The 19,065-nt window shown below is 37.0% G+C and carries 16 protein-coding genes and 1 pseudogene; 9 read left to right on the top strand and 8 right to left on the bottom strand.

The window, feature by feature from the left end:
• Positions 1–28: 28 nt before the first annotated feature.
• The 7 genes and pseudogenes from DI487_RS09380 to DI487_RS09410 all read left to right on the top strand — a co-directional run bounded on the left by DI487_RS09380 (position 29) and on the right by DI487_RS09410 (position 6,172).
• Positions 29–1,225 carry an NADH:ubiquinone reductase (Na(+)-transporting) subunit B gene (locus DI487_RS09380; RefSeq protein WP_109569412.1) on the top strand — a complete coding sequence of 399 codons (1,197 nt, stop codon included), beginning with the start codon at positions 29–31 and terminating at the stop codon, positions 1,223–1,225.
• Between the two features lie 3 nt (positions 1,226–1,228).
• A complete protein-coding gene (nqrC, locus tag DI487_RS09385; RefSeq protein ID WP_109569413.1) occupies positions 1,229–1,954 on the top strand; it encodes an NADH:ubiquinone reductase (Na(+)-transporting) subunit C in 726 nt (241 codons plus the stop codon).
• Positions 1,955–1,959: 5 nt separating this feature from the next.
• Entirely contained in the window at positions 1,960–2,664 is a 705-nt protein-coding gene (locus DI487_RS09390; RefSeq protein WP_109569414.1) for an NADH:ubiquinone reductase (Na(+)-transporting) subunit D, read from the top strand.
• 3 nt (positions 2,665–2,667) lie between these two features.
• Positions 2,668–3,417, top strand: a complete 750-nt coding sequence (nqrE, locus tag DI487_RS09395) for an NADH:ubiquinone reductase (Na(+)-transporting) subunit E (RefSeq protein WP_109569415.1) — start codon at positions 2,668–2,670, stop codon at positions 3,415–3,417.
• Between the two features lie 2 nt (positions 3,418–3,419).
• Positions 3,420–4,732: pseudogene (gene nqrF, locus DI487_RS09400) on the top strand (NADH:ubiquinone reductase (Na(+)-transporting) subunit F).
• Between the two features lie 86 nt (positions 4,733–4,818).
• Entirely contained in the window at positions 4,819–5,181 is a 363-nt protein-coding gene (locus DI487_RS09405) for a Na(+)-translocating NADH-quinone reductase subunit F (RefSeq protein ID WP_109569416.1), read from the top strand.
• Positions 5,156–6,172, top strand: a complete 1,017-nt coding sequence (locus tag DI487_RS09410; RefSeq protein WP_245896334.1) for an FAD:protein FMN transferase — start codon at positions 5,156–5,158, stop codon at positions 6,170–6,172. Before DI487_RS09405 ends, DI487_RS09410 begins: the two co-directional genes overlap by 26 nt.
• Positions 6,173–6,243: 71 nt before the next feature.
• On the opposite strand, the gene DI487_RS09415 is transcribed toward DI487_RS09410, so the two are convergent.
• Together DI487_RS09415 and map are read right to left on the bottom strand one after the other, a co-directional pair.
• Positions 6,244–7,014, bottom strand: a complete 771-nt coding sequence (locus DI487_RS09415) for a class I SAM-dependent methyltransferase (RefSeq protein WP_109569418.1) — start codon at positions 7,012–7,014, stop codon at positions 6,244–6,246.
• Positions 7,014–7,832, bottom strand: a complete 819-nt coding sequence (map, locus tag DI487_RS09420) for a type I methionyl aminopeptidase (protein WP_109569419.1) — start codon at positions 7,830–7,832, stop codon at positions 7,014–7,016. Before map ends, DI487_RS09415 begins: the two co-directional genes overlap by 1 nt.
• A gap of 190 nt (positions 7,833–8,022) precedes the next feature.
• Here map and DI487_RS09425 point away from each other — a divergent pair, with 190 nt between their 5' ends.
• Together DI487_RS09425 and DI487_RS09430 are read left to right on the top strand one after the other, a co-directional pair.
• Positions 8,023–9,288, top strand: coding sequence for an acetyl-CoA hydrolase/transferase family protein (locus DI487_RS09425; protein ID WP_109569420.1), 1,266 nt, complete (start codon positions 8,023–8,025; stop codon positions 9,286–9,288).
• A 92-nt stretch (positions 9,289–9,380) separates the two neighbouring features.
• The gene (locus DI487_RS09430) at positions 9,381–9,713 is read left to right on the top strand and encodes an RNA recognition motif domain-containing protein (RefSeq protein ID WP_109569421.1); all 333 of its coding nucleotides are present in this window, start codon (positions 9,381–9,383) and stop codon (positions 9,711–9,713) included.
• A 49-nt stretch (positions 9,714–9,762) separates the two neighbouring features.
• Here the strand turns inward: DI487_RS09430 and DI487_RS09435 are convergent, their stop codons facing one another.
• The 6 genes from DI487_RS09435 to DI487_RS09460 form a co-directional block, all read right to left on the bottom strand.
• On the bottom strand, positions 9,763–11,142 hold the full coding sequence (locus DI487_RS09435; protein WP_109569422.1) for a TolC family protein: 1,380 nt from the start codon (positions 11,140–11,142) through the stop codon (positions 9,763–9,765).
• Between the two features lie 9 nt (positions 11,143–11,151).
• Positions 11,152–12,504, bottom strand: a complete 1,353-nt coding sequence (locus DI487_RS09440; protein ID WP_109569423.1) for an HlyD family secretion protein — start codon at positions 12,502–12,504, stop codon at positions 11,152–11,154.
• Between the two features lie 5 nt (positions 12,505–12,509).
• Entirely contained in the window at positions 12,510–14,165 is a 1,656-nt protein-coding gene (locus DI487_RS09445; protein WP_109569424.1) for a peptidase domain-containing ABC transporter, read from the bottom strand.
• Entirely contained in the window at positions 14,162–14,833 is a 672-nt protein-coding gene (locus tag DI487_RS09450; RefSeq protein WP_109569425.1) for a TetR/AcrR family transcriptional regulator, read from the bottom strand. Before DI487_RS09450 ends, DI487_RS09445 begins: the two co-directional genes overlap by 4 nt.
• A 118-nt stretch (positions 14,834–14,951) precedes the next feature.
• Positions 14,952–16,475 (bottom strand): 2,3-bisphosphoglycerate-independent phosphoglycerate mutase, encoded by a 1,524-nt coding sequence (gene gpmI, locus DI487_RS09455; RefSeq protein WP_109569426.1) that lies wholly within the window; start codon positions 16,473–16,475, stop codon positions 14,952–14,954.
• Between the two features lie 86 nt (positions 16,476–16,561).
• Complete coding sequence (locus DI487_RS09460) at positions 16,562–18,988, bottom strand: DUF5916 domain-containing protein (protein ID WP_109569427.1); 2,427 nt, start codon at positions 18,986–18,988, stop codon at positions 16,562–16,564.
• Between the last annotated feature and the right edge of the window lie 77 nt (positions 18,989–19,065).

Here is a 19,065-nt window from a genome sequence, read left to right on the forward strand (position 1 = left end):
TTTCTAAAGGGATTTAAAAACACAAAACATGAGTTTAAAACAAAATTTACATAATTTAAAGCTCAAGTATCAAGGCACAAAAATGGAACAAACGTTCAATGCTTTGCATACTTTTCTTTATATGCCTAACAATACTACGCATTCAGGTGCGCATGTTAGGGATGCTGCCGATTTGAAGCGTGTGATGAACACGGTTATTATGGCAATGGTTCCGGCATTGATCTTCGGTATGTTTAACGCCGGTTACCAATACAACGGACAAATCAACGGGTTTGAGAATCTGGCTTTTTTAAGTTGGGATAACTTAGTTGTAGGTTTAGAAAAAATACTTCCGTTACTAATCGTCTCTTACGGAGTCGGTTTAGGGATCGAATTTATTTTCGCTACCGTTAAAAAACACGAAGTAGAGGAAGGATACTTAGTAACAGGTATGTTAGTACCTTTAATAGTTCCTGTAGATTTACCTTTATGGATGTTAGCGGTTGCAGTTGCATTCGGAGTAATCATTGGTAAAGAATTATTCGGAGGAACCGGTATGAATGTATTGAATCCGGCTTTGACCATTCGTGCTTTCTTATTCTTTAACTGGGCAGCGTTCATGTCCGGAGATAAGATTTGGGTTCACGGAGTTGTGGATGGCATCAAAAAAGCTAATGGTGTAGATGCAATTTCCGGAGAAACAATATTAGGTACTTTGGCAGCAAACAAACACGTAGGCTATTCAGCTTATGAGATGTTCATGGGATTCATTCCGGGTTCTGTGGGAGAAACGTCTACTTTCCTGATCTTAGTGGGGGCAGCTTGGTTGTTGTTCACAGGGATCGGAAGTGCCCGTATCATGATTTCTGCTGTAATCGGAGCATTAGTGATGGGATTGATATTTAATGGAGTGGTTGATAGTGGTGTTATTACTGAAAGCAGTAAATTCTACAGTTTAATGCACTTCCCGTTCTGGCAACATTTATTGATCGGAGGTATAGCTTTCGGTATTGTATTCATGGCAACCGATCCGGTAACGGCTTCACAGACAAATATCGGAAAAATTATTTACGGTTTCCTAATCGGGTTATTCAGTATTTTGATTCGTGTATTCAATCCGGCTTATCCGGAAGGTGTAATGATGGCGATCTTATTGATGAACGTATTTGCACCGACAATTGATCACTATGTGGTTCAGGCTAATGTGAAGAGAAGAATGAAACGTTTAAAACTTAAAACTGCTTAATTTATGTCAACAAAACGTACAGATTCAAACGTATATACTATTGTATTCGCTGTAATACTGGTAGTAGTGGTAGGTTCGTTGTTGGCATTCTTTGCAAACGCAACGAAGGAAATGCGTGATAACAATGATAAGGTTAAAACGCAGATCGATATATTGAGTTCAATGGGAGTGGAAGCAACCAGAACTAATGCAACAGAAATGTTCGGTCAGTACATCAAAAAGCAATATGTGGTTGAAGGAACTACGGCGACTGAAAACGCTGAAGCTTATTTGATAGATGTGAAAAAAGAACAAGATGCGGCTAAAGCCGGAAAAGTACAAAGATTACCTTTGTTTATAGGGGAGAAAGACGGAAAAACAATCTATATCTTTCCGGTAAGAGGTAATGGTTTGTGGGATGCTATCTGGGGCTATGTAGCCTTGAACGATGATCTAAAAAGTATCTACGGAGTATTCTTTGATCACAAAGGAGAAACACCGGGATTAGGAGCAAACATCACTGAAAGTTTCTTCAAAGACGATTTTAAAGGAGAAATGATCTATGATAAAGACGGGAATTACAAATCTGTAACTACTTCTAAGTCAAATGCCGATCCGAATAACGTAGATAAAACAGATAATGAGGTTGATGCTATTTCGGGAGCTACTATTACAAGTAATGGTGTAAGTGCTATGTTGAAAAAAGGCATCAGTTTATACTTGCCTTATTTTGAAACTCTAAAAAAATAAAAACTATGGCAGACAATAAAACAAAAGAAAAAGAGCCATTGTTCTCCAAAAAGAATCTTGGACTTATTAAAGATCCGTTAGCAGACAACAACCCTATTACAGTTCAGGTATTGGGAATTTGTTCTGCACTGGCAATTACAGCAGAATTAAAAGCTTCTGTAATTATGGCTTTATCGGTAATTTTCGTAACAGCTATGGGTAACGTAGTAATCTCATTAATGCGTAATATTATACCTAATTCCATTCGTATCATTACACAATTAGTAGTTGCTGCAACATTAGTAATCTTAGTAGATTTAACTTTGAAAGCTTTTGTGCCGGACTTGGCTAAAAAATTATCCGTATTCGTTGGGTTAATTATTACGAACTGTATCATCATGGGGCGTTTCGAAGCATTTGCTTTGGGTAACACACCTTGGAAATCGTTCTTAGATGGAGTTGGTAACGGATTAGGATATGGAGTTATTTTAGTAATCGTTGGTTTTTTCCGTGAATTATTTGGTTCTGGTGATTTATTCGGTATTGGGAAAACTTATTTAGGACATCCGTTATTAGGAAATCCAATTAAAGGTGAACTTTCTGGATTATATGCATTAGGATATGAAAACAATGGTTTCATGTTGTTGGCTCCAATGGCGTTAATTACTCTTGGTTTAATCATCGGTTTCCAACGCTCTAGAAATAAAAGTTTAATCGAAGAAACACACTAAGAAATGGAATTATTACAATTATTTTTAAAGTCAATTTTTATTGATAATATGGTATTCGCTACATTCTTAGGAATGTGTTCTTACCTTGCGGTTTCTAAAAAAGTATCTACAGCTGTAGGTCTTGGTGCTGCGGTAATCTTCGTAATGTTTGTAACGGTACCGGTTAACTACTTGTTAGATCAATATTTACTTCGCCCGGGAGCTTTGGCTTGGTTAGGAGAAGAATATGCAGAATATGATTTAAGTTTTCTTACCTTCATTTTATTCATTGCTACAATTGCTACTATGGTACAGTTGGTGGAAATGATCGTTGAGAAATTTGCTCCGGCATTATATAACTCATTAGGGATCTTTTTACCCTTGATCGCGGTAAACTGTGCGATCTTAGGAGGTTCGTTGTTCATGCAACAAAAAGAATTTGCTAATATTACTGAAGCAACAGTTTATGGAGTAGGTTCAGGTATAGGATGGTTCTTGGCTATTTTAGCAATTGGTGCTATTCGTGAAAAGATCAGATATTCAAACGTTCCGCCGGCTTTCAGAGGTTTAGGTATTACCTTTATTTTAACCGGTTTAATGGCTATCGGATTCATGTCATTCGGTGGTATGTTAACAGGTGGTGATGAAGCTCCTAAAAAAGAAGTGGTAGAAAACATCGCTCCGGCACAAGAAGAAATTCCTGTAGAAGTAGTGCCTGATTCTACTGTTGTGGAAACTGTAAAAGATTCATTAACCGAAATAGCACAAAATTAATTATGATAGCATTAGAAGTAAGCACTACGGGATTAATAACAACAACCGTAATCGCATTTTTAGTTTTATTATTGGTTTTGGTTGCTATTATTTTGTTTGCTAAAGCAAAATTAGTTCCTTCAGGACCGGTAAAAATTACAATCAATAAAGAAAATGAAATTGAAGTAGGTTCAGGATCATCACTATTGTCTACTTTAGGTGGTGCTAAGATTTTTCTACCATCAGCATGTGGTGGAGGTGGAACTTGTATCCAATGTAAATGTAAAGTTCTATCCGGAGGAGGAGAAGCATTGCCTACAGAAACGCCGCATTTTAACAGAAGAGAATTAGCAGAAGGTTGGCGTTTAGGATGTCAGGTTAAAGTAAAAGGAGACATGGTTATCGAGGTACCGGAAGAAATTTTCGGGATCAAAAAATTCGAAGCTAAAGTGTACTCTAACTATAACGTAGCATCATTTATTAAAGAATTTGTGGTAGAATTACCCGAAGATATGCACTATGAGCCGGGAGGTTATATTCAGATTGAAATCCCACCATGTGAGATCAATTATAGAGATATAGACATCTCTGCCCATCCTGTTGAGCATCCGGGAGCACCGGATAAATTCCAATTAGAATGGGATAAATTCAACTTGTGGCCTTTAGTCATGAAAAATACGGAAACGGTAGAAAGAGCTTATTCCATGGCTTCTTACCCTGCTGAAGGACGTAAGATTATGTTGAATGTTCGTGTTGCTACTCCGCCATGGGACAGAGCTGCCAATGGTTGGATGAAAGTAAATCCGGGTATTGCATCGTCTTATATTTTCTCAAGAAAACAGGGAGATCCTGTAACCGTATCAGGACCTTATGGTGAATTCTTCATCAACGAGTCTGATGCTGAGATGGTTTACATCGGTGGAGGTGCAGGTATGGCGCCAATGCGTTCGCATTTGTACCACTTGTTTCGTACCGTAAAAACAGGAAGAAAAGTTTCGTATTGGTACGGTGGACGTTCTAAACGTGAGTTGTTCTATGTAGATCACTTTAGAGCTTTAGAAAAAGACTTCCCTAATTTCCGTTTCTATATCGCTCTTTCTGAGCCGTTAGAAGAAGATAATTGGAAAGTAAAAGAGAATGTTGATGCACCGGGTGACGGTTTCGTAGGATTCATTCACAATGTAGTAATTGACAATCATTTGAAAAACCATGAAGCACCGGAAGATATCGAATTCTATTTCTGTGGACCACCAATGATGAATAATGCAGTTGTAAAAATGTGTGACGATTGGGAGTACCGAAAGAGAATGTTCGTTTTGACGACTTCGGAGGCTAATCCGATTAAGAATATAAAAACTAAAAAACCGATTCTTTTTGAATCGGTTTTTTTATTACCCTAAGGCAAATCCGTATTTTTGTACTATGGAAGAACTAAGCTTGCAAGAATTGCATCAAATAGCAATGAATCACGTGGGGAAAGATTTAGAATCTAAAGATTTTGAATTCATCGCCATAAACAGTCAGTTGCGAAAACATCCGCAGTTTATTTGTGTCGATAAAGCCAATACATTGCACTTTGTTATGGTACAGGTTGTTTTATATCCTGAGAATCCTAATGAATACGATGTGGTCTTTATGGAAACTTTTTTAAAGCATGCTAAAGAGAAAAAAGCTAAGGTGCTGTTTGCCGGTGTAGGAATAGCAAATGCCACTGATTTTGAATTACCGATTTACAGAACGTCAGATTATATTATCAATTATGATGGATTTAAAGTTTTATTATAGCCTGATATTAGGGCTGCTTTTATGGAGCTGTCAACAACCTGAAGAAGAGACGTTTTTCGTCATTCAAGGACAAGCTCAGGGAAGTACATACAGTATAAAATATATTGCTAAAGAAGAATTAGTAAGCAAAATTGAGATTGATTCTTTATTGGAAGCTTTTGATAATTCTCTTTCCACCTATAAATCAACATCAAAGATTGCAAAAGTTAATTCAGGTGATACAACAATAGTTGTTGATAAATGGTTTACTGATACTTTTAATGCGTCTCAAAAGATATATAAGGAAACGAACGGTTTGTTTGATCCTACTATCGGAGTTTTGGTCAATGCTTATGGATTTGGTCCGGGACATCAGCACCATAACCTGAGTCCGTATCAAATTGATAGTTTGCTACAATATGTCGGTTTTTCCAAAGTGAAGATCAGTCCAAGCCAAACTATTCATAAAGATTTTCCGCAAACGTATTTTGATTTCAATGCTATAGCGCAAGGTTATTCAGTAGATGTAACGGTTGATTTTTTGAAATCAAAAGGGATTCAGGACGCTATTGTCGAAATCGGAGGAGAGTTGTTTGCTATAGGAAAAAATACGATTCAAGATAAAAACTGGATAGTCGGAATAGATGATCCGCTGCAAACACCCGAAGAAAGAAAATTGATCGCAACGATAGCAGTTGAAAATTTAGGGATGGCTACATCCGGAAATTACAGAAAAGTAATAACTGATTCGATAACCGGAGAAAAATTTGTGCATACTATTAATCCGAAAACCGGAAAGCCACAAAAAAGTAATGTGCTTAGCGCAACGGTTTTGGCTTCCACATGTATGATGGCTGATGGTTATGCGACAGCCTTTATGGTAATGTCTTTAGAGCAAGGGAAAGAATTCTTGAAAAAGCATCCTGAATTGTATGTAATGATTATGTATGCAGATGAAAATAATAAATTACAACAACTACAAACAGAAAATTTTAAATTACTTTTAAAATAATTGCCACTTCGAGTGGAGTCGAGAAGTCACACAATCGGAAAGATTATTATTTTTTAAACTGTTTTAGAAAACTATTTAAAAACGACCGGAATGATTTCGCCTTTGGCTAAACAATAGCGATCTACTTGTTCCGGTGATAGTTTTGCGGTATAGTCTACTTCGTTTACTTTGAAGCCGATGCTTCGCAGTTTGTCAAAATAATCCCTCCCGTAAACGCGTACATGGTCGTACTGTCCGAAAATTTTAGCGCGCTCTTTAGGATCCGTAATACTGTCATCCGTAAACGTAACAGCACGGTTTAAGTCTTGTGGGATCTGGAAGATTCCCCAACCTCCCGGTTTCATTACCCGATATAATTCCTGCATTGCTTTTGTGTCATCAGGAATGTGCTCTAACACATGGTTGCAAAAAACAATGTCATAGCTGTTGTTTTTAAAAGGCAAATTACAGATATCGGCTTTTACATCGGCTAATGGTGATAACAGGTCGGTTGTGGTGTATTCTAAATTGGCTTGTTTTTTAAAACGCTTGTAAAATTCCTGTTCCGGAGCAAAATGCAGAACCTTTAGCTTCTTTTCAGAGCTGAAAAAATCAGTTTCATTTTGCAGGTACAACCACAATAAACGATGTCTTTCTAAAGAAAGTGTACTGGGTGAGAGTACATTATTGCGTTGGTTTCCGTAGCCATAAGGTAAGAACATACGGAAGCTTTTGCCGTCAATAGGATCCGTATAGCGATTTCCTTTCAACAGAAAAGCCAGAACAGGTCGTACCACTATACTCAAACGGATTAAGATAGGACGGGGAATAGTATTTAAAACAAGCTTGAATAATTTCTTCATTATAACACTAAAGGAACTTGTCTCAGACCATCTTCTTCATTACTGGTAATGCCTAACGCTTCGTAGATGTAAGCAAATGTTGAAAGCAACTCAGGTTTACCGTCAATAATAGCAACATCATGTTCAAAGTGAGCACTTGGTTTACCGTCAGCAGTTGTAATTGTCCAACCGTCTTTATGCTGACGAATGTTTTTAGTCCCCAGATTGATCATTGGTTCTATAGCCAGAACCATTCCGTTCACTAATTTTTTACCGCGACCTCTTTTACCATAGTTCGGTACTTCAGGGTCTTCGTGCATTTTTCGACCTAAACCATGTCCGCACAATTCACGGACAACACCATAACCGTGTTTTTCACAATATTGCTGAATTGCATAACCAATGTCTTCCACACGATTTCCTGCTCTGGTTTCACGAATTCCTACGTATAATGATTCTTTTGTTATTTTTAAAAGCTCTTTAGTTTCGGGAGCTATTTCACCTACTTCAAAAGTATAAGCGTGATCTCCGTAAAAGCCATTTTTTAAAGCACCACAATCCACAGAGATGATGTTGCCTTCCTGTAACGGAGTATTATTCGGAATACCATGTACAACTTGAGCATTAGGACTCATACAAAGTGAGTTCGGAAAGCCATACATTCCTAAAAAGGCAGGTTCTGCTCCGTAGTCTCTGATGAATTCTTCTGCTAATTTATCTAAATATAATGAGGTAACACCGGGTTTAACTTCTTTGGCAAGCATGCCTAATGTTTTAGAAACAATCAAAGCACTTTCGCGCATTAATTCGATTTCTTCTTTAGTTTTTAAAACAATCATTCTTTGAAAAATTAAAGTGCAAAAGTACAACAATTAATCCTTTTTTGAAGTTCAGAGACAGACTTTTGAGGGAGCGGAGGCAATTTTGTCTGCGAAAAGTAGTAAATTGACCGTATAAAAGAGTGAGGAATATCATTTTTAGGTTGAAAACCTCAAGTTAACTTTGTTGAAAATAAATAAAAAACAAAATATGAGTAAGTATGTTTCGGCTGCAGATGCTTTAAAAGTAGTGCAGTCGGGTAATAGGGTTTATGTGCAGGCGGCTGCGGCTACACCAACAGCCCTGACAAAGGCTTTGGCAGACAGAGCCGGGGAACTTCGCAATGTAGAAGTTTGTCATTTGCACACAGAAGGAGAAGCTGCTTATGCCAACCTAGATCTGGCTGAGAGTTTTCATGTGAATTCTTTTTTTATCGGGGCTAATGTTCGTCACACGCTGAAAGCAGGGAACGGATCTTATACTCCGGTTTTTTTGAGCGAACTACCTCATTTGTTTCGCAATAAGATCGTACATTTAGACGTAGCGCTTATTCACGTTTCACCACCTGATAGTCATGGCTATTGTTCTTTAGGGGTCTCCGTTGAGGCTACTGTGGCAGCTATTGAAAATGCTAAATACATTATCGCTCAGGTAAATCCGAATATGCCCAGAACTTTCGGAGACGGTGTGTTGCATGTAAGTGAGATCGATTATCTGGTTGAAGTCAATGAACCGATCTATGCTCATGAGGTAGCACCGTTTACCAAAGAAGAAGAAAAGATAGGGGAATATATAGCCTCATTGATAGAAGACAGAAGTACGTTGCAAATGGGGATCGGTTCTATTCCTAATGCGGCTTTAAGTAAACTGGTCCATCACAAAGATCTGGGACTGCATACAGAAATGTTTTCAGACGGGGTAATAGACCTGATCGAAAAAGATGTGATCAATTGTAATTATAAAGGTGTTTTGAGAGGTAGAGCTCTGGCTACATTTTTAGTAGGTTCTAAACGGTTGTATGATTTTGTAGATGATAATCCGTTTTTAGTAATGAAAGAATCCTCTATGGTAAATGATACGGCTTTTATTCGTAAGAATCCTAAAATGGTAGCTATTAATTCGGCTATTGAAGTGGATTTGACCGGACAGGTTTGTGCAGATTCCATTGGGACAAGAATGTATTCAGGGGTTGGTGGCCAAATGGATTTTATAAGAGGGGCCTCTTTAAGTGAAGGCGGAAAAGCAATTATTGCTCTGCCATCTGTGACTAAGAGAGGAGAAAGCCGAATTGTTCCGTTCTTAAAAGAAGGAGCCGGAGTGGTTACAACGCGGGCACATGTTCATTATGTGATTACGGAAAACGGAATTGCTGATTTGTATGGAAAAACATTACAGCAGCGCCAAAAAGAATTAGTTAGAATTGCACATCCAGATCATCAGGAGGCAATAGAAAGGGCCTTTAGTACTATGAAATAGTTAAGAAATTATAAATATTTGAAAATAAATTAAATAAAAGAGAAAAGGAGAGAGATAAAAGATTACCTTTACTCCCAATTAAAATTAATTCAATGAACATTTTTGTAGGAAGCCTTCCTTATAACGTAGAGGAAGCAGATTTAAGAGAGTATTTTGAGGAATACGGTGAAGTAACTTCAGCTAAACTGATAACGGATAAATTTACCGGAAGAAGTAAAGGTTTTGGCTTCATTGAAATGCCTGATGATGAAGCGGCACAAAAAGCAATTGACGAGCTTAATGGTGCTAAGATTGACGGTCGTTCAATTGTGGTAAACAAATCAGAACCGAAACCGCAAGGAGAAAGAAAACCTTTCAATAGAAATGGTGGTGGAAACAGAGGAGGTTTTTCGAACTCAAGAGACAACAATAGAGGACGTTACTAATATTCTTTTGGATACAATAAAATAAAAATCCCGCATTTAGCGGGATTTTTTATGGATTGGCTAAAGTTTTATATAAAGAGATCCCGGCGTTGAGATAGGAAATTTCTAAATTGATTTCAGATATTTTGGCGGAAACCAATGAGTTTTCTCTGGAATTGATCACAAATAAGGAGCTTTCGCCCATTTCAAACAGGCGTTCTTCTCCGTCTAACATGTGTTGGTAATCGTTCACCAAAGAGGTATTTATTTCCATTTGATCTTGTAAGGATAAGATTTCTTGCTTTCCGGCTTCGATCTTATTGCTAATGTTCAGTTTTTCAAAATCTAAGGTGTATTGGTAATCCTGGAGCTTTATTTTTGCCAGTTTTAAATTAGCACGCTCTTTTCGCAAGAACAATGGAAAATAAAAATTAACGCCGAATTTATAATCTTCAAAGCGATAATTATCAAAAGCACTGGGCTCTGATAGGTAGTTATAGCTCAGATTGATTTTGGGTAACAAGCTATTAGCGTTGAGATTTTTATCTATCTTTTGAATAGCAATTTTTTGTTGAAGGGCGTTTAATTTCGGATGATTTTCTGAAGAAAGATTGTTAAGATCGGCTAAATTCAGCGTTTGTAAGATCGTTGATTTCAGGTTCTCTTCGGGATATAGGTTATCGTTGATTTCCAACGGAATGTTGTCTTCAGACCATAAATAATTGGATAGTTCTAATTTGGCTTTATTAAGCTTTAATTTAGCTTTTTCCAGATTCAATCGTCTCGATTTGACTAAAATACCAGCTTCTACGCTGTCTATTTTTGATTTGTCGCCCAAGTGAACTGATTTTATAATACCTTCATGACGAATCAGAGCATTGTCCAGATAATTTTCATAGAGCTTTACTTCACTATAGCTTCTTTTCCAGTTAAAATAACTTTTTGAAGCTGCAACGATTACTTCGGTAATCATTATTTTTCGTTCCGATTCGTTAACGCTTTGGTATAACTTTGCTTTTTTCAGATCGGCCATTCGTTCATTGATCCATAAACCTTGCCCCGCCGGAACGCTAATTCCCAGTGAAGTTAATCCCTGATTAGGAACGGTATTTTCAGGATTCAGATAAATTCCTTCGTTATTGTCAAAGGCAGCTTTGATCTCAATGCCATACCAGGTAGGAATTTTAAAACTTCCGTTGAAGAGCGAATAGTATTTTTTGTCGCTGTATTCTTTTTGGTTGAAATCGGATTCGATTTTAGGATCAAATGCACCACGGGCTTTTAGTAATTTAGCCTGAGCTTCTGTTATTTTCAGATCGGCTTGTTTGGTCAGAGGATGAAATTTTTTAACATAAGCTAAAAATTCTTCATAGGTAAATTCATCATTGATCTGTTGACTAAAGGAAGTCAAACTAAACAAACTGATTATAAGATAGGTTATATGCTTCATATAAGTTCCTTATTTTTTATCCGTTTTGCCTTTTGCAGCGTTAGGTTGGTAAAAATTAGGCGGAAATCCGTTGAGTGTCCTCCAGATTTCAAACCAGATAGGAACGTCTTCTAATAGCGCTAAGGTTTGTGTTCCGGCTCCGATGCTCAATTCTTTCGGCCACGGCTTTTCGTTGGGATCAGGAGCAATTAAAACGCGGTATTTGCCGTTTTCACTGATGAAATTCTCTTTGGCAACAATGACACCGCCAAAGGTTCCGTAAGAAACTCCGGGCCATCCGCTGAAAACGATAGTTGGCCATCCGTCGAACCAAACGCGTACTTTTTCTCCTTTGTTGATTAGCGGAAAGTTCAGCGGGTCGACATAGGTTTCTACGGCGATTTCAAAATTAGACGGCATGATACTTACAATAGGTGTACCGTCTTTAATGGTTTCTCCGATACCTGATTGTAATGCGCGATTTACATAACCGTCCTGAGGGGCAGTAATATAGTATAACCCGTTTCGGATTTTGTAATTGGTGTACTGATTGCGCAACTTGTTCACTTGAGCTTCTGTGTCAAATTGTGCACTCAAAGCGGTTTGTTTGTCGCTACTGGCTTTGGCTCTTTTTTCTGTGTATTCTGCCATAATACGGTTAATTTCCATGGTGGCATTTAAGACTTCATTTTGGCTTGCCAGATATTTATTTTCCTGTGTAATAATTTTGGCTTCCATGTCTTGAAGTTTTACCTTTTTTTCCTCTACATACGTCATGGGTTTTAACCCTTCTTTGTTCAGGCTTACAGCACGGTTGTATTGTGTTTCTGCTATTTTAAGCTGTGTAATGACAGCTTGTAGGTCCATACTGTCGCTTTTAACCTTTAAATAGGATTGTTTAAGTTTGTTTTGTGCTTGTTTCAGTTTCAGACCTTTTTCGTTTTCAATGGCGTTCATCTGAAGGTTCAAAGCTTTAACTTTTTCTTCATATGAATCAACGGCATTTTCTTTTGCCTTTACCTGATTTCCGGTGTTCTCCACTAGATCAGGATCTAGGTAATCTTCTTTGATCTCAGAGATAAAGAGGATCGTATCGCCTTTCTTAACAAAATCACCTTCCTGTACGTACCATTTTTCAATTCGGCCGGCAATAACAGTATGAATGGTTTGCGGACGTTGGTTAGGACGCAATGTAGTAACAAATCCGTTGCCGGAAATATTCTGTGTCCATGGTAAAAACAAGAATAAAATAATGACGATAACAATTCCCCATACAATTTTTTTGATGACGTTGTAATGAGGGTTGTCGGCAAATATTTGCGTTGATTTGTATTTTTTTAAATCAATGTATTGGCTTATTTTATTGTCGGTTATATTTAGCATCGTACTTATTTTATGAGTTGAATTACACCGTTTTCAAGATTGTAATGTTTGTTGCATTTTTGTTTCCAATAGTCATTTTTAGAAACCACAACAATAGTCCAGGTCTTATCTTCGGCAGTTAAGAAATCAATAATTTCTTTTGCCGATTGTGTGTCAACGTTTTCTAAAGGTTCTTCCAGATACAAAATTTTAGGAGTTGAAATAATACAACGGGCTAAGAGTATTTTTTGAATAATGGAAGAGTTCATCTTTTTTCCTTCGGAATGAACTTTTGTGTCCAGACCATCGGGTAATGATTTGATGTATTTACTTAATTTCAGTTTTTCCATCAGTTCATTGATCTGGTTGATAGGGAAATCCGGGTTGTTACAACTGATGTTCTCTAAGATGGTTCCTTCAAATAATTTGTCGTTTACGGTAATAACTCCTATATGTGAGCGGTAATCGTCAATGGAATATTTGTTATAATTGTTGTTGTTGATAAATACAGTTCCGTTTGCAGGTTCCAGCAGCCGGCTTAGTAAACGAAGTAGCGTTGTTTTGCCGGAACCGTTTTCTCCGGTGATCAATATTTTGTCTTTAGGAGCAATGCGGATGTTGATGTTTTTAAGGACTTCAGTTTCTCCGTCAGGGAATTTATAACTTAAGTTCTCTGTTTCTAAGAAGATATCTTCATTTCCTATCTGGTAGTTTTTGTTCGTATCACAGGTTTCAATTTCCATGTCCACAACTTTTCCTATTTTTTCCAGAGAAGTCAGTACATCATAAAACAATTCTAAGCCGGAGAATAATTTTTCAACAGCAGTGATAATGGTTAAAATAATGATTTCAGCCGCAACAAATTGTCCGATGTTCATTTGTTGGTTCAGTACTAAGATCCCTCCTATGATTAAAAGACCGGCTGTGATCAAGACTTTAAAGCCTGTTAGCTGAATGAATTGTTTTCTGAGGATTTCAAAGTGACTTTCGCGGTGTGAGATGTACTCGTTTACTAACGCATCATTCTTATCTAATGAAAAATCAAATAAGCGTTCGTTTTTAAAACTCAAATGGTTTCGGGCAATTTCCTGTAGCCAATGAGCCACTTTGTATTTATAATTGGATTCTTCCAAACTGGTTTTTAAGCCTTGGTTGAAGTTTACTTTGAAAATAAAATAAAGTAAGATCAATAAAATAATCCCGAAGAAAATAAAGAAGGAATGGTATAAGGATAACAAAATGATCCCGAAAAAGATCTGTAAAGCAGCACCTGAGATGTCTAATAATAATTTCGAAAAACCTTTTTGTACCGTTAGTGTATCAAAGAATCGGTTGGCTAATTCAGGCGGAGAATAGTTATATAGTTTATTGAATTTAATTTTCGGAAAGCGATACGCAAATTCAAATGAGGAACGCACGAATATTTTTTGTTGAAGGTCTTCAATGATGCGGTATTGCATAATGCGCAAAATACCTACCATGGCAACACCGATGACTACAATAGTAACTAAAACAACCCAAGAAGTGCTGATCTTTCCGGCTTGCAGGAAGTTGACAATAGATTGAATACCTAAAGGCAGGGAAAGACTGATTACCCCTGCAAGGATAGAGTAGAGGATAATTTGGTAAATGTCTTTTTTGTCGATCTGTATTAGGTTCTTAAATCGTTGTATGGGTGTCATAATAATACTTTTTTGATAAGATCTTTGTAAAAATCGGTTAGGCAATTACTTTCAGAAAGACTGGTAATGCTTTGAAAGTGGTCTTTTAAGAAGTTTTGGTGCAAAGCTCCCTGTACAATAGATGAAGCTAAGCTTTTACTGTATTTGTATGTTGGGTTTACACTTTCGATCATCAGGTGAATCCGGTTAATGACCCTTTTGTAGACTACAAAAAAGCCATCTTCGTTTTCTTCGTCGACCTCTTTGGTTAAAAATGTTTTGGTGAATTCGGCAATAATGATTTTGTTTAAAATGTATTCATCAATGTGAGCGATCGAATCATCTTTTTGCACATTACGAGTAATGATCTCAAGAGCTTTATTGAGTTTTTTTTCAGGGTTTTCGATGTTGTTTGTTGCTAAGACCAGATTGTATTCAACCCAGGACCAGTACCAGGAAGATAAATAAACCAGAAGCTTGTGTTTGTTCTCAAAATAGCGATAGATTGAACTTTCATTGGACTGGATTCGCTCTCCTAGTTTTTTAAAAGTAAATGCATCAAAACCGATCTCATTAATCAGTAAAATACTTTGTCCTACTATCTTTCTCCCTAATTCAGAAGTTTCGGGATCTTTAAGATATAGTTTCTCGTTAATAGTAATTTTTACATTTTCTATAATAGAATGCATATAGTATACTTATTTAGCATAGATATACAAATATAATAGTAATACTATTAACTATTAAAAGTTTAACTTTTAATTAATAAAAATATAAAAATTAAAAAAGCGCCCTAAGGCGCTTAAATTATGAATGTAATAATGAATGTTGTGTCATGGCATCAGGCTTAGGAATGCCCATTAGCTCCAGAATTGTAGGTGCTATATCACCCAGAACTCCGTTGTGAATTTCTTGTAACTCCGGATCAATTAAAATTAACGGAACCGGATTCGTTGTGTGTGCCGTATTAGGTGTACCATCCGGATTGATCATGGTTTCACAATTTCCGTGATCAGCGATTAAAAGAGTTGTGTAGCCATTAGCTAAAGCAGCTTCGATAACTTCTTTTACACATTGGTCAACAGCTTCGCAGGCTTTTATAGCGGCTTCCATTACACCGGTGTGTCCTACCATATCGCCATTGGCAAAATTTAAACAGACAAAATCAACTTCTCCTTTTTGTAATTCAGGAACCAAAGCGTCTTTCAGTTCGTAAGCACTCATTTCCGGTTTTAGATCATAAGTAGCCACTTTAGGTGAGTTTTTTAAAATACGGCTTTCTCCTTCAAAAGGTTCTTCTCGCCCTCCTGAAAAGAAAAAGGTTACATGCGGATACTTTTCAGTTTCTGCAATACGGATCTGTTTTTTACCGGCTTTAGAAACCACTTCTCCTAAAGTTTCTGTAATATTTTCTTTGTCGTAAATAACATGAACATTAACGAAAGTTTCATCATAGTTGGTCATGGTCACATAGTACAAATTGAGTTTGTGCATGTTTTGCTCATGGAAATCCTTTTGCGATAAAGCTTCGGTTAATTCACGACCTCTGTCGGTTCTGAAGTTAAAAAAGATAACGACATCCCCTTCTTTGACGGTAGCAACAGGCTCGTTATTTTTATCCACCATGACGATTGGCTTAATGAATTCGTCGGTTACATTATTCAGGTAGCTTTCTGCTATACTTGCTACGGCATTTCTTGATTTTTCGCCTTCACCGTTTACAATCAGGTCATAAGCTAATTTAACTCTTTCCCAACGTTTGTCACGATCCATAGCATAGTAACGCCCGATGACGGAAGCTAATTTTGCATTGTTGTGTTGTGTGAAGTTTTCAAAACTTTCTACATATTGGATTCCTGACTTAGGGTCAACATCTCTACCGTCTGTAAAAGCGTGAACAAACATTTTTTTAACACCTTTTGCCTGTGCGGCATCAATCAAGCCTCTCAAATGTGAAGTGTGTGAGTGAACACCTCCGTCCGAAAGTAATCCTAAAAAATGAATTGGTTTATCATGATTCAAAGCATATTCAATAGCATCGTTTAATGCTTTTTCATTTGCCATAGTTTGGTTTTGTACGGCTAAATTGATCTTAGCTAAATCCTGATATACGATCCTTCCGGCTCCTAAATTCATGTGACCCACTTCAGAATTTCCCATCTGTCCTTCCGGCAATCCTACATTTAATCCGTCGGTTCTCAATTGGGCATTCGGGTATTGTGTGTAAAGGCTGTCAATAAAAGGGGTTTCAGCGTTGTCAATAGCAGAAACTTTCGGGTCGGGTGATTTTCCCCAACCGTCTAATATCATTAAAATAACTTTTTTGTTCATGGATTCGGTAATTTATACAAAGATAGCGAAATGTTGAGGATTGCTTAATTTTTAGTGCCAAAAAGTACGAAATCGTTATAGGAGATTCAGGCTTTGCTGAACCAGTTTTTTGCCTGATTGTAATCAATGTAATAACGAATGCTGATTGAAAAAATATGCTGTAAATTATCTTTTAGGATTCCGGATAGATTGTTGCCAAAATCTTTATCGATGTCTCTGCTGAAAGCATTGGCATTATTTCGGTAAAGTATGGAAAGCTGACTGCCGGGAGCAAACCACCAAGAATACGACAAATCCATATTCCATGTGCTGAAATTAGAGTTCTTATTTGCAGTGTAAGAACTATTTTCTGTTAGGGTTCCGTCTTCATTCAGGCTGTAGATATTTTTGTTTTCAGCATAGGACCAATAATGTCTTACGGAAAGTGCAAAATTCATATTGGGTTTAATGGAATATTTACTGGTGATGGAATTGGTATAGGTGTCCCGGTCTCTCTTGGCTAAATAAATAGCAGTTTCATCTGAATCTATATAACCTACATTTTTTTGTTGTTTGTAGATATCAAAAGAATAGATGAATGAAAATTTATCACTGAAACGATAGCGCGGACTGATGGTTATGCCGTATTCATTTCGGTTTTTTTCAGAAGTATTAGTGAAATAAGGATTGATATCAAGTGCAAATTTGTAATTATAGTTAGAAGAAAAATATACCCATGCGCCATAACTGTCCGGCAAAACTAAATAACGACCGTCTGTTCTCGGTTCGTAGTAATCATAATTCTTAAAAGGATTGTAGTCGATACCTCCTCCAAAATAGTGATTGTCTTTGTTTGTTGTACTTACATTGATATTAAAATTGTTTGATTGGATCTTTCCCGTCGTGTTGTTGTACTGCATATAAGAGTTGAGGTCAACCCGGAAAGTGTTAAATGTTTTATTTGGGTTTAAAATTCTGTAATTAGCATTGCCGGACCAGGAAGTGTAATTAGTCTGGAAGTTTATTCCTAGGTCATTGTTGTCGAAATCTTTTGAAACATAATTAATACCGGATGAAAAGCGTACTTTTCCGCTTGTTTCGCCTAAATATAATGAGGTGTTATAGCCGTTTGTGTTTTCAAGCTCATAAAGACTACTCATTTTAAGATCTCCGGAAAGATTGAATGTGTTCTTTTTTGTATTCAAGTCAAATAAAAGTCCCAGAACATTAGCATCTCTGAAAGAACCGTTACGCATAACATTTGTATTGATCAGGGTAACAGATGAATTTTTGTTGAAGCGTTGGTCTAAAACCGTAACATTATAATTGGTTAACGGGGCAATTTCAACCTCTCGGGAGGTACCTGTTGTTTCATTATAAGCAGTAGCCATAGTTTTTTCGGTAACAGCATTCAGGAACCCGATGCCCAGGCCATTTTTATCCCGTCCGGAAATCTTAACGGCATTTAATAAATTCACTGAGGCCGGATATTGGTCAATTGTTTCGTTTTCGTCTAAGGTTATGCTAAGGTTAGGAACGGATCCGATTCTTCTGCTATAGAGTAAATTACCTTTACTGAATAGATCAGTACCTTCTGTGAAAAAAGGGCGATTTTCATTGAATTGCTGTTCAAACGGTCCTAGATTTAGGACAACATTATCATATTTGGTTTGTCCGAAATCCGGGATCAGAATAGCATCAAGCGTGAAAGCATCATTGATTCCGTATTTGATATCTAATCCTCCTTTAAATTCAAAATCAGTATTTTCTTTATCGGTACTCAAGTAACCTGAGGTATAAGGGATAAAGAACAAACGGGTCGGTGTTTTTATATTAGAAATGCCTTTGAGTAGTCCGGCTTGTTGTATGACAGCTCCGATTTGCGAATTGACGAAGTTCCAAGTGTAGGTCTGGCGGTAACGTTTCAGTTCCCTCACAAAGTTGATTCCCCAAGTTTGTTTTTCTTCAGCTGAAAATCGCAAGGCAGCATACGGGATTTTCATCTCTACTGTCCATCCGGAATCGGTTATTTTAGCAGCACTTTCCCAGATTGCGTTCCAGGAATAGTCTTCTCCGTTTTGTTCTGTAGCTAAACAGTCAGCCTGTCCGCCGGCAGCGGTAACAAAAAAGCGAAAATCCTGCTGTCCGTCGTTATATCCGTTGATATAAACGCCAAAGGAATCAGAAGTTCCGAAATTATCCCGTTCCGTGATTTCTTTTAAAATTTTATCAGGTTCGTCATCGTGTAAAACAGCACCAATGTATATGGCGTTATTATCATAAAGGATCTTAACGATTGTTTTTTTAGTTTGATCTATGGGTTTTCCGTTATCAGGAGAGTACATTACAAAATTAGTAGCGGTTTCGGCATTTTCCCATTCTTTTTCGTTTAAATGGCCATCGATAGAAATGGAAGAACTGATCTTTCGGGTTTGAAGCGTTTTTTTTCTTATTTCTTCTGGATTATCTTGGGAAAGAGCAGAAAAAGAACATAGAAAATATAATAATATGTTGAATTTTAAGTTATTAAGCATGAAGTTTGTTTTTTCAAAAATACGATAATGAAAAAATAAGTTGAAAAAATTATTAATTCTTTAACTTTTGTAGTAAA

This window comes from Flavobacterium sediminis (genome assembly GCF_003148385.1).
Classification (GTDB): Bacteria; Bacteroidota; Bacteroidia; order Flavobacteriales; family Flavobacteriaceae; genus Flavobacterium; species Flavobacterium sediminis.

Excerpts from the sequence above, each read along its gene's own strand:
- DI487_RS09440 (WP_109569423.1), bottom strand. The coding sequence starts at position 12,504 with ATGCTAAATATAACCGACAATAAAATAAGCCAATACATTGATTTAAAA.
- DI487_RS09435 (WP_109569422.1), bottom strand. The coding sequence starts at position 11,142 with ATGAAGCATATAACCTATCTTATAATCAGTTTGTTTAGTTTGACTTCC.
- DI487_RS09415 (WP_109569418.1), bottom strand. The coding sequence starts at position 7,014 with ATGAAGAAATTATTCAAGCTTGTTTTAAATACTATTCCCCGTCCTATC.
- DI487_RS09425 (WP_109569420.1), top strand. The coding sequence starts at position 8,023 with ATGAGTAAGTATGTTTCGGCTGCAGATGCTTTAAAAGTAGTGCAGTCG.
- DI487_RS09405 (WP_109569416.1), top strand. The coding sequence starts at position 4,819 with ATGGAAGAACTAAGCTTGCAAGAATTGCATCAAATAGCAATGAATCAC.
- DI487_RS09460 (WP_109569427.1), bottom strand. The coding sequence starts at position 18,988 with ATGCTTAATAACTTAAAATTCAACATATTATTATATTTTCTATGTTCT.
- gpmI (WP_109569426.1), bottom strand. The coding sequence starts at position 16,475 with ATGAACAAAAAAGTTATTTTAATGATATTAGACGGTTGGGGAAAATCA.
- DI487_RS09390 (WP_109569414.1), top strand. The coding sequence starts at position 1,960 with ATGGCAGACAATAAAACAAAAGAAAAAGAGCCATTGTTCTCCAAAAAG.
- nqrC (WP_109569413.1), top strand. The coding sequence starts at position 1,229 with ATGTCAACAAAACGTACAGATTCAAACGTATATACTATTGTATTCGCT.
- map (WP_109569419.1), bottom strand. The coding sequence starts at position 7,832 with ATGATTGTTTTAAAAACTAAAGAAGAAATCGAATTAATGCGCGAAAGT.
- DI487_RS09450 (WP_109569425.1), bottom strand. The coding sequence starts at position 14,833 with ATGCATTCTATTATAGAAAATGTAAAAATTACTATTAACGAGAAACTA.
- DI487_RS09445 (WP_109569424.1), bottom strand. The coding sequence starts at position 14,165 with ATGACACCCATACAACGATTTAAGAACCTAATACAGATCGACAAAAAA.
- DI487_RS09380 (WP_109569412.1), top strand. The coding sequence starts at position 29 with ATGAGTTTAAAACAAAATTTACATAATTTAAAGCTCAAGTATCAAGGC.
- DI487_RS09430 (WP_109569421.1), top strand. The coding sequence starts at position 9,381 with ATGAACATTTTTGTAGGAAGCCTTCCTTATAACGTAGAGGAAGCAGAT.
- nqrE (WP_109569415.1), top strand. The coding sequence starts at position 2,668 with ATGGAATTATTACAATTATTTTTAAAGTCAATTTTTATTGATAATATG.
- DI487_RS09410 (WP_245896334.1), top strand. The coding sequence starts at position 5,156 with ATGATGGATTTAAAGTTTTATTATAGCCTGATATTAGGGCTGCTTTTA.